The sequence below is a fragment of the Lentisalinibacter salinarum genome (genome assembly GCF_040706555.1).
GTDB classification, from domain to species: Bacteria; Pseudomonadota; Gammaproteobacteria; order Steroidobacterales; family Woeseiaceae; genus Lentisalinibacter; species Lentisalinibacter salinarum.
On sequence record NZ_JAPDRH010000007.1, the window covers coordinates 1 to 9,471 of the forward strand.

At 57.2% G+C, this 9,471-nt stretch carries 6 protein-coding genes and 1 pseudogene; 5 read left to right on the plus strand and 2 right to left on the minus strand.

All coding sequences use genetic code 11. The annotated features are described in order from the left end of the window. Positions 1 to 114, plus strand: a pseudogene (locus ACJMKZ_RS18715) (IS30 family transposase); the annotation flags it as partial. 440 nt (positions 115 to 554) lie between these two features. Next, positions 555 to 2,150, plus strand: a complete 1,596-nt coding sequence (locus tag ACJMKZ_RS18720; RefSeq protein ID WP_405234753.1) for an amidohydrolase family protein — start codon at positions 555 to 557, stop codon at positions 2,148 to 2,150. A gap of 127 nt (positions 2,151 to 2,277) precedes the next feature. Here the strand turns inward: ACJMKZ_RS18720 and ACJMKZ_RS18725 are convergent, their stop codons facing one another. Continuing rightward, a complete protein-coding gene (locus tag ACJMKZ_RS18725) occupies positions 2,278 to 2,925 on the minus strand; it encodes a thermonuclease family protein (protein ID WP_405234754.1) in 648 nt (215 codons plus the stop codon). Positions 2,926 to 3,947: 1,022 nt separating this feature from the next. Between ACJMKZ_RS18725 and ACJMKZ_RS18730 the strand changes: the two genes are divergently transcribed. From ACJMKZ_RS18730 to ACJMKZ_RS18740, 3 genes are all read left to right on the plus strand, one after another. After that, complete coding sequence (locus tag ACJMKZ_RS18730; protein WP_405234755.1) at positions 3,948 to 4,580, plus strand: PEP-CTERM sorting domain-containing protein; 633 nt, start codon at positions 3,948 to 3,950, stop codon at positions 4,578 to 4,580. A gap of 116 nt (positions 4,581 to 4,696) precedes the next feature. Beyond that, complete coding sequence (locus ACJMKZ_RS18735; RefSeq protein WP_405234756.1) at positions 4,697 to 5,218, plus strand: PEP-CTERM sorting domain-containing protein; 522 nt, start codon at positions 4,697 to 4,699, stop codon at positions 5,216 to 5,218. Between the two features lie 663 nt (positions 5,219 to 5,881). Further along, positions 5,882 to 8,215 (plus strand): winged helix-turn-helix domain-containing tetratricopeptide repeat protein, encoded by a 2,334-nt coding sequence (locus ACJMKZ_RS18740; RefSeq protein WP_405234757.1) that lies wholly within the window; start codon positions 5,882 to 5,884, stop codon positions 8,213 to 8,215. A 31-nt stretch (positions 8,216 to 8,246) separates the two neighbouring features. Here the strand turns inward: ACJMKZ_RS18740 and ACJMKZ_RS18745 are convergent, their stop codons facing one another. Beyond that, the gene (locus ACJMKZ_RS18745; protein WP_405234758.1) at positions 8,247 to 9,407 is read right to left on the minus strand and encodes an IS30 family transposase; all 1,161 of its coding nucleotides are present in this window, start codon (positions 9,405 to 9,407) and stop codon (positions 8,247 to 8,249) included. Positions 9,408 to 9,471: the final 64 nt, after the last annotated feature.

The following is a 9,471-nucleotide window of genomic DNA, read 5'->3' on the forward strand; positions in this document are numbered from 1 at the left end:
CATCAGAACCGACTGAATGCAATCGCAAGAGAACTTAACGAGCGCCCGAGAGAGACGCTAGACTTCGCAACACCAGCCGAACGATTTAGCCAATGTGTTGCGTCGATCGGTTGAACCCGCAGCCGAAAGCAGACCTCCACAGCTAGCTGATGCGGTCTCGCGGGTGCTGATCTAGCAGCAAGCGGATCCGTAGGTCAGCGAGTCAATCTGGTAGCTCGGAAGACACCTGTCGGGATAATTTCGCCAGTTTGTAAGCGGCTGTTATTGACTGTCAGAACCCGTTGCGACACCGATGGGCCAACTGTCCTCTATGATCGGCAGACCTTGACGCCAACGTTCGATGCCAAAATTGGCAAGGCTCCCATGTCCGTCGGCCGTCCCGTGCTGCATTGCATGATTGTCTTCGCGCGCCGGGGCGCCTATGGTAACTCCAGTCGGTTAATCATCGGCTAAGCGAACGGACTCTCCTACCCGCGGTGGCAGTGATCGCGAGCATTGACGCTCATCCTCACCGATCACCATCGCAACTAAGATCAGCAATGAGGGGGAGACTAATGACCAAGAAACACGATCACTCGCATGGACACGGGGGCTGCTTCGTTTGCGACGGGGCACAGTCCCGCGACTCGGAAGACGGCCCAAAGGCTGAGGGACGTCGACGATTTATCAAGGCGGCGCTGGCGGCGCCACTGGCTGCTTCTCCGCTCCTGGCGTCGGCGGGGCAGCGTGATCCCGCCAGTCTCCCGACAGGTCGGGGCCGGTTGGGAGCACGCTCCTTCGTCATCGAGGCCGGTCAGGCGCTCATCTATCAGAGTGGCGAACTTTCGGTTGAGCGCGATATTTCCATACTGGTTCGAGATGGATACATTGAGGCGGTCAGTCAGTCGCCGATCCGTGGATTTCCGAAAATAGACGCACGCACCCAATTTGTGGTGCCAGGCTTCGTCACGGGCCACACTCATGCATGCAGTGCCACACCGACCCGGGGAATCATCGAGATGGGTCGCTCCTTCGCCCGTCCCTTGGAATTGGTAGAGACCCTTACTGATGATGAGATGGATGCGCTGACGGCCTTCAACGTCGCAGAGCTCCTTCTCGGCGGCTCGACCACCCACATCGAGATGTCGTTGAGCCTCCGCCAGGCCCAGTCCTATGTCCGGGTTGCCCGCAAGTGGGGTGTGCGCGGCTATCCGGGAGGCATGGTACCGGGTATCGCCCGACTGTTTCCGATATGGTTCCGCGCTGACGATCAAGCGCTCTTTGACTCAGTCCCGGGCACACTGGCTGAAATTGAAGCCAATCTTCAATTCGCACGGAGCATCAACGGCGCGGAGGAGGGGCGTCTGTTGCCGCAGATGACGCCGCACGCAACTGATACGCAAACGCCCGAGACCATGCAAGCCTACGCGGCCGGGGCGGCGGAGCTTGGCAACGGCATCCACATCCATCTCTCGCAGTCGTCAAGGGAAACCGAGACGGTGAAGCGGCTATGGGGCATGACGCCTGCGGCCTGGTGTGGGGAGTTCGGTTTTTACGACGGTCCCTTCTTCGGCGCTCACATGTCTGGACTCGATTTCGCTGTCGATCCACCAATCTTGAATGCGGGCGGTGCTGTCTACGCGCACTGCCCCTCGGCGGGCGGCGCCGGTGGTGGCACCCAGCCATATCCCGAGGCGCTCGCGGCCGGGATGAACGTCAACATCGGTATCGATACCCACTCTAACGACTACGTCGAGAACCTAAAGCTCGCCGTGCTCTATGGTCAGGCGAGGCATTCACTCATCGCCGACACGAGTCCCATTCCGTTGCAGCGCCCAAGCATGTGGGATGCAATCAAAGGGGCTACCGTTGTCGCCGCCGATGGGCTAAGGCGCGAAGATATTGGTCGGATCGCACCGGGGGCGAAGGCAGATCTCGTCGGGATCGATGTCACGGGACCCTTAGTAGGTACCGGGGCGCTGCCGCCGGAGCCACTCAACAATCTGCTTTATGCGCATGGGCTCTCGACCAAACTGGTCATGACTGACGGCAATATCCAGGTCTTCGACGGTCAATTCGTGGCCGATAATTTCGAGCGTGTGGCCCACGAAGGCGGTGAGGCGGTGCGTCTCATCTGGTCCCGGCTTGAATCCGAGGGTTGGTTCGACTAAGTCGAGGATTTACGCGTTTACATGCGATCGCCAGGTACCGGGCCGCGAGCGTTAGTTGCTCGCGGCCCGGCTGGGGACTGGCTCTCCGATGAGCCGATAAGTTCAGTGCCTTGCCGGCGTCGGGAGTTTATCGGGGCGCTCGCCAACCGGCGGCTTGTGCCTCCTCCTCAGAGCAAAACCACCTTTCACCTTTCGCTTCATTGATCTTCGTGGGTCCGTATGAAGCCATACTGGGCAAGTGATAAATCTTGTCCCCATCACTGGCTATGTTGCCCTTGATGGAGCAGCCGTTCGGGCCTTGCTCTGGCCTAGATGAGCGCCGCCACTCCCATGGCGGCTGCTTGTCGGCTTCTGGAAGACTCCACAGACCCCTCCGAGCCTCTCTGGCCTCTTGCTCCAAAGTCAGAAGGTCTGAATCCCTGACATACCGTCTGTAGGCCCAAGCGGCCCCTGAGCGGACCATCTCAGCACACACATCCAAGTCGCCAACATAGGGCCTGCCTACGGTGCGCCCGTAGCGATCCGTTGTCTGCACCTCCACTCGCACTTGCGTCTGGAATACTAACTGCGAGAGCTTTTGCCGGGCGCGGTTGCCGTAGGGCTGGCCTCTCTCAGGGGCATCAATCTCGGCGAGTCGAATCTTCACCTGTCGCTTGTCAGGTGTCAGGAGCGTAAACGAATCTCCGTCAGCTATGCGCACAACCTTGCCTGTCAATTCAGCGCTTACGCTAGCTGACCAGGATAGGACGGCGGCGAGGAGGATTAGTCGGTACATAGATTCTGTGCTCTATTGCTCCGATACAATATTGCTGTCGAGCCAGATACATGCAAGCCGGTAAGTCACAGAGTCGATCTGATAGCTCAGGAAGGCGTCTTCCAGAAGGTCCTGAAAGTCCTCGTCTGGCGGACACCAGCTCTCAATGATCGCCTCAAGGTTCATGCCGCCAGCATCTGGCGACCTGCCGCCGGTCCGCTGCCGCCAAATCTGGATGGACAGGCCCAATATCGCCCGAATCAGCGTGTAGGAGCCTGGGAGGGGCCGGTAGAGGGCCGATCTGAGGAATTTGGGGCTAGGGGCCCGAGCAGCCAGTTTCGGATTCCTCCGGGCTTGTCCTAAGCCGTGTCCCATCCGAATATCGACCGTAATTACGGACATTTACGGGCCAGTTATTTAGTACCCGTTCTTTAACGGCAATAATCGGAGACGCCGCGCTGAGCGATACCCGCATTCCTCTAGCCTTGGAAGGACCCGCCGTCGAAGTCCGACAGGAAATCGTGGGACGATTGCCGAGGTTCGCCACAAAAAGGGTGATGTGATTCGCCCGAGAGCGTTCCCCAAAAGGGGTGCTGCAGTTCGTACAGGTTCGTACCTAAAAAGATGGCTGGATTCGGTGAGATCGGCCGGGGGGGATCGAACGCTACAAGTCCTCAATGGATACCGAGCCGGACCCTGAAACAGAGCTAAATGGCCAGAATTTTCGTTTGCGAATGAGCCTCACTCGAAGGGGGCGTTCAGGGCAAAGACCGCTTCCTGAATTGCCTTGATTTCGGCAGCCTGTTGTATTACTCGGAGGGAAAAGAGCCCGTTCTAGAGCCTGAGATTGTCAATCGCCGTCTCCCCCAATAAGCAACAAAAGTATCGGTAATCACTTAGTCGGAAAAATTGACGCTATTGTGGATTCAGCATGAAGGCGTTTAATGGCAATGTCAGCAATTGTCTGTGGCGGTTGCGAAAGTGAGTTTCCGGAACGGTTCTTGCAGCGTCTTGTGGAGCATCAAATTCGCCAAGGAAGATTGATGAAGCTGCTGAGAAAACTAGTACCGATAACTCTCGCTATTGCGGCTGTGAGTGTTGCGGAGGCCGATCCGATTCTGCTGCACGAGAACCAATATATCCAATCGATAGGGTTTTCGGGTGAAGACCCCTTTTTTCGTCATTTTTATGGTGTTACCGCTAACTCACCTCCCTGGAATACCTCGAGCCAAGATCTGATCGTTGCATCCTTTGAAACAACTACCCTGTCCAACGGTTTTTCTGGAGGTTTCGTATTTGATGCGACAACGGATCAAGACTGGTTCGCTTTTGCGTCTAGGATTACCGACTCAGTTGATCAACTGAGTTCTGAGGGGCTTCGCTTATACGTAGGCATTGCTAATGCTACGAACGCTAAAAATGTTGCCGGTATAGGGTCATCCGAGACCAGTCTTGGCATTCTCGATTCGCTTCTCCCTGGGAGTAGTCTGGATTTCGTGCGTATTGACGTGAACGAGTGGATTCTCACTGATCCCGGAGTCTATCGCTACAACATAAACATAAGCTACTGGGGTACGCCTTCCACTGTCCCCGAACCCGGCACCCTCGCACTATTCGGCATTGGTCTGGCGGCGATGGGGTTCTCTAGTCCACGAAAAAAGGTCCGAATCGAATAAACAGGAGTCATCGATTGAGTAATCCGATTCGAAGTCTAGTTTCTATCCTACTGGGCAGTTCACTGCTATTGTCAGGCGCTGCAACTGCCGCACCAATTGTCATAACAGATGAATGCATGAGTGATTCTTCGTCGGATTGCGTGACTGCAATAAAGGGACTCGAACTCGGCAGTCTGACTCTTAATGTCGAGTTTTTTATGGGTATGTACTCGAGCATCTACGACGACGCTGATCCATTCTTTCTTGATACTGATCCGAACGGCCCTGAAAGTTCGCCCGCAGCGATCTTGGCTATCAACGAAGTACTCAGTTCAACGGGCCAAACCGCGATTACTGACATTGGGCTTTTTGGGAACGGCTACTTTATTCCAACGTATTTGCAGGATGGCTTTGGCGTGCCCACGCCCTCGGACGACGCCGATGATAGAGTCGGTGGTCGTGCTGGAGTCTTTAACGGCGACTGGGTCGTATCTTCGTTCGAGACGAGCATTCACTACGATACTAACCTTGGCTTGCCAGACAGTGCTTTTTCCTTTGCCAAATTCACTTCGGTGAGTGTCCCAGAACCCGGCACTCTCTCACTCTTTGGCATCAGTTTAGCTGGAATGGGGCTAGCGAGACGTCGAAAGAAAGCCTGATTCGAGCTAGTCAAGTCCCCGGCTGGTGCGGGGGATCTTTTTCTGCTCGTGACCGACCGCTTGTGGCCGAAAGCGGCCATTCGGCCAGCCTTATGATCGAGACTTCCTCCGAACCGACCTGATATTCCGCTTCCGACCAGAAGCGGACCATTCCCCAGCGATCTTGCGAGGCTGACCGAGCTATTTTCGGCCCGGCTGCCTGCGTGGGTATCGCGGCCTACTCGATATTCAGGAATCTGATAGTGGGACCGGTCCGACGCCGGCTGCGGAGGCGGCGCCGGCGCTTGCGGCGTTCCCGGCGTTCCAGGCCCTCGTCCTTGGAATTGGTGTCTGCCGTCGACACCGGGTCGGTCGGCGGTGTGAGAAGTGCTTCGCGGCGGACAGGTCGCCAGGGACGGTATCCGGTTTCCAAATGCGGCTGCCGCCGACGGCGCCGGATCAGGATTCGCTCGGGTATTTGAGTGCTCATTGCATCGACCTCCTGCGTGTCATCGGTTGCGATGGCCACGATTCCAAGATACGGTCGAGATGATCTAACTATCTGAGAGTGTGATCATTTCGACCTCACTTCTCCCTCACATACGCCAGACAGGGGTCACGAACAGACCTGCACCCGGCTGAACGTCGCGCTAGAGGCCGTCTTTTGTGACCTGGGTTGGGAACATGCCTGCCAGCGGACCGTTCAGCGTCGGGGACTGGACCGTAGAGCCGGATCTAGACCGACTCTCGCGCGGGGACGAGCGAGTTCTCCTGCGCCCCCAGGTGATGCGCCTGCTCGTCTACCTGGCGGAGCGGCAAGGAGAGGTAGTGCGCTCCGACGACCTGATGGGGGATCTGTGGTCGGGGAAGATTGTCTCCGACGCGGCGCTCTACAACTGTGTCGCCGAACTCCGCAACGTCCTCGATAGGGACGGGGAGGGGGAGAGTGCGATCCAAACGGTGCCGAAGAAAGGCTACCGCCTGAGGTTGCCGGTCTCCGGCATCGGCACATCGGACACGAAACGCACCAAAAATTATAAACCTACGAACGACGGCACCAGCCTGGAGAAAGACGCGGCGGCAAACGATTCGATCGCGCACTTCAGCGGCAGGCACCTGAACTTCATCGTCATCTCACTGTTGTGTGCGGCGCTCGCTGTGTTTGCCTACGACAAGTGGTGGCTTGCTGAGCCCGCCGAGGCATCCATTGCCGTGTTGCCGTTCAAGAACCTGAGCGCCGACCCGGATCAGGAATACTTCGCAGAGGGTATAGCGGAAGAAATACTCGATGTCCTGGCAAGGACTCCAGGGCTGTCCGTTATTGCGAGTCGATCGTCATTTCAATTCGAAGGCGAGCATCACGACATCAAAGACATTGGAAGGGCGCTGGATGTCGCCCTGATTCTGGACGGCAGCGTGCGGTATGAGAACGGTACCGTGCGAGTAGTCGCTCAACTTGTCGATGCGGAGGCGGGAACGCATCTGTGGTCACAATCCTATGATCGAGAATTCAAAGATGTGTTGTCACTTCAGAATGAATTATCCAGAGCCGTTGTCTCAGCGGTAAGCGAGCGTTTGGGGCTTTCTACGACTAATGATCTCACTCTCTCTTCCGTTGAAGTCCCGGAAGCCTATGCAGCGTACATGCGAGGTAAGCATGCCAAACGGCTGCAAACTGAAGCAGGATTGCGCCGGGCAATCGAGCAGTTCGAGAAGGCTATCGACCTGCAGCCCGGGTACGCCGAGGCTCACGCAGAGCTTGCAGTGGCGCGCCTGAGTAAGATCAGTACCCAAGAAGCACGGGACAGCGATGGGGCTAATTTGGCGGCCGCAGTCCGTCACGCCAAGCTTGCGCTGGCGATGGAGCCGGGGCTACCCGCGGGACACTTCGCGATGGCGGGCATTGTATGGCTCGATGGTCGTTTCGACGAAGCCATTCAGCATTTGGAGCGAGCCATCAAAGCTAATCCGAATTATGCACGCGCACACTTTTTGCTGGGTTCGCTCGTCGGGTCATTTTTTCAGGGGCGTTATGCGGAGGGACGTGCGTTGTGGAAGAGAGCAACGGATCTGGATCCCGTGGGTGCGGGCGGTTACTGGAATGAGACAAATATTCTCCTAATGCGACGCGAGTGGGACAAGGCTCTCGAACAGATCGATAAGCTGGAATCTATCAGCCCCGCGCGCGCAGCCTACAAGCGGGGAGCCGTTCCTGTGCTGATCGATGGCAAATGGGCCAGTGGCGCGATCGGCGCTTTGAATGCCCTGCGAATTGAGCCTTCGGAAAATTGGATGTGGAGGCTCCTGGCGGATCACCTGGCACGACTCGGCCTCGAGACGGAGGTCAGGTCAATTCCTGTGCCAGTGGGGGTCAGCCCATTCCATATTCTGGGCAGGACGCATGAGGCCGCGACAATCGCGGAAGCAATCGTTGAGAAGAATGAGGACAGTGCCGGCGTGCCGGTGTACAGCTTGAAGCATGACTTACGAATACTGGGCCGCGCACTCGCTGCCGCGGGCAACTTCGAGAAGGCCAGACCGCTTCTCGAAGAGATGTGGGAATTGAGTGAACATCGAGTAACGATTGACGGCCCTTTTCGTATGTACGATGCACTCGCGCTGATTAGTATCCGGCGGCAAGCTGATGAAGAAGAGGCCACCGACGAACTGATTACCGCATTGTACGACGATGTTCGCAGACTACGAAAGGCCAGCATGTTTGGCGGTCGCTTTCTCAAAGAGGGCCTGGCGGCTTATTTCGATGGTCAGCGGCAGATGGGACTGGAGTTGATTGCTGAAGCGGTTGAGCAAAATATGTATATCTGGCCAAACGAGGCATATCTAAAGGATCTGTACGACGACCCAGGTTTCGGACCTATTCGCAAAATGCAGGAAGAGCGTCAAGCCCGTGAGCGTGAGCGGTTCCTCGCCATTGTCTGCAACGAGAATCCGTGGGCGGATATCTGGCAGCCGTCAGAGGAAACTTGCGGGCAGTTCTATGCTGCAGCCGACCAGTGATGCGGCGCAATGTCCGCTTCTGGCTGCGGGTTCAACCGATCGACGCAACACATTGGCTAAATCGTTCGGCTGGTGTTGCGAAGTCTAGCGTCTCTCTCGGGCGCTCGTTAAGTTCTCTTGCGATTGCATTCAGTCGGTTCTGATGGATCCTCGATAGATCCATGCCTTTGGGCAGATACTGACGCAGCAGTCCGTTGGTGTTTTCATTCGAGCCGCGCTGCCAGGGATGCTGAGGATCACAGAAGTAGACCTGTATATCGGTAGCCAGGCTGAAGCGCTTGTGGTCAGCCATCTCCTTGCCACGGTCCCAGGTGAGGGACTTGTAGAGCTCACGCGGGAGCGTTCGTGCTTGCTTGATCAGCGCATTGATGACGGTTGCGGTGTCTTTGCTCTTGACGCGAGCGAGGATGACATAGCGCGTCTGCCGCTCCACGAGCGTAGCGATCTGGCTATTGTTACTGCCGAAGAACAGATCCCCCTCCCAGTGACCGGGTACGGCCCGATCCTCTGCCTCCGGCGGTCGCTCACGGATCGACACGGTTTCCGTAATGCGACCATGATCGGCGGTCTTCTGCGTGTGGTGGCGCGAGCGGCGCATGCCGCGGCTGCGACGCAGGTGTCTCAGGAGCTCTTTCTTCAGCGCCCCGCGGGCCTGAATAAACAGGGTCTTGTAAATCGTCTCGTGGGACACCTGCAGGCTCTCGTCCTCGGGGTACGACCGCTTCAGCCATCCGGCGATCTGGCGCGGTGACCAGCGCTGCTTGAGCTTCTTTGCCACGATGCCCGCCAGCGCACGGTTCTGGGCCAGTTTACAGGCCTTCGGCCGTAGCGCCCGATCCCATGCCGCTTGCTCGGCACGGCTGGCTCGATAAGAGTTCCGGCCACCGTTACGCCGTATCTCACGACTGATCGTCGAAGGGGCGCGACCCAGCCGCGTGGCCATTGATCGGATGGAATCGCCAGCTACCAAGCCACGAGATATCTCCTCGCGCTCGGTCAGGCTCAGCGCCCGCTTCGAGCGCCTACGCGGTGGAGGACGTATGCCACCGCTGCGCGAGAGAATGTTCCGGATCGATGTATGGCTGCGACCGAACAGCGCTCCGATCGTATGCAGTGACTCGCCTTTGCGCCAACGCTCCCACATTAACGCCTTGTCGGCTTCGGTATAGTAGATCCTGCTCGGATACTTCATCGGTGACACCTCCTGCTCTATCCTCAGAGCTTAGGCGTTGCATCGATCAATTGAATCCGCAGCC

Bases quoted from the DNA above. Each gene is read 5' to 3' on its own strand.
- ACJMKZ_RS18720 (WP_405234753.1), top strand. From the start codon at position 555: ATGACCAAGAAACACGATCACTCGCATGGACACGGGGGCTGCTTCGTT.
- ACJMKZ_RS18725 (WP_405234754.1), bottom strand. From the start codon at position 2,925: ATGTACCGACTAATCCTCCTCGCCGCCGTCCTATCCTGGTCAGCTAGC.
- ACJMKZ_RS18730 (WP_405234755.1), top strand. From the start codon at position 3,948: ATGAAGCTGCTGAGAAAACTAGTACCGATAACTCTCGCTATTGCGGCT.
- ACJMKZ_RS18735 (WP_405234756.1), top strand. From the start codon at position 4,697: ATGAGTGATTCTTCGTCGGATTGCGTGACTGCAATAAAGGGACTCGAA.
- ACJMKZ_RS18740 (WP_405234757.1), top strand. From the start codon at position 5,882: ATGCCTGCCAGCGGACCGTTCAGCGTCGGGGACTGGACCGTAGAGCCG.
- ACJMKZ_RS18745 (WP_405234758.1), bottom strand. From the start codon at position 9,407: ATGAAGTATCCGAGCAGGATCTACTATACCGAAGCCGACAAGGCGTTA.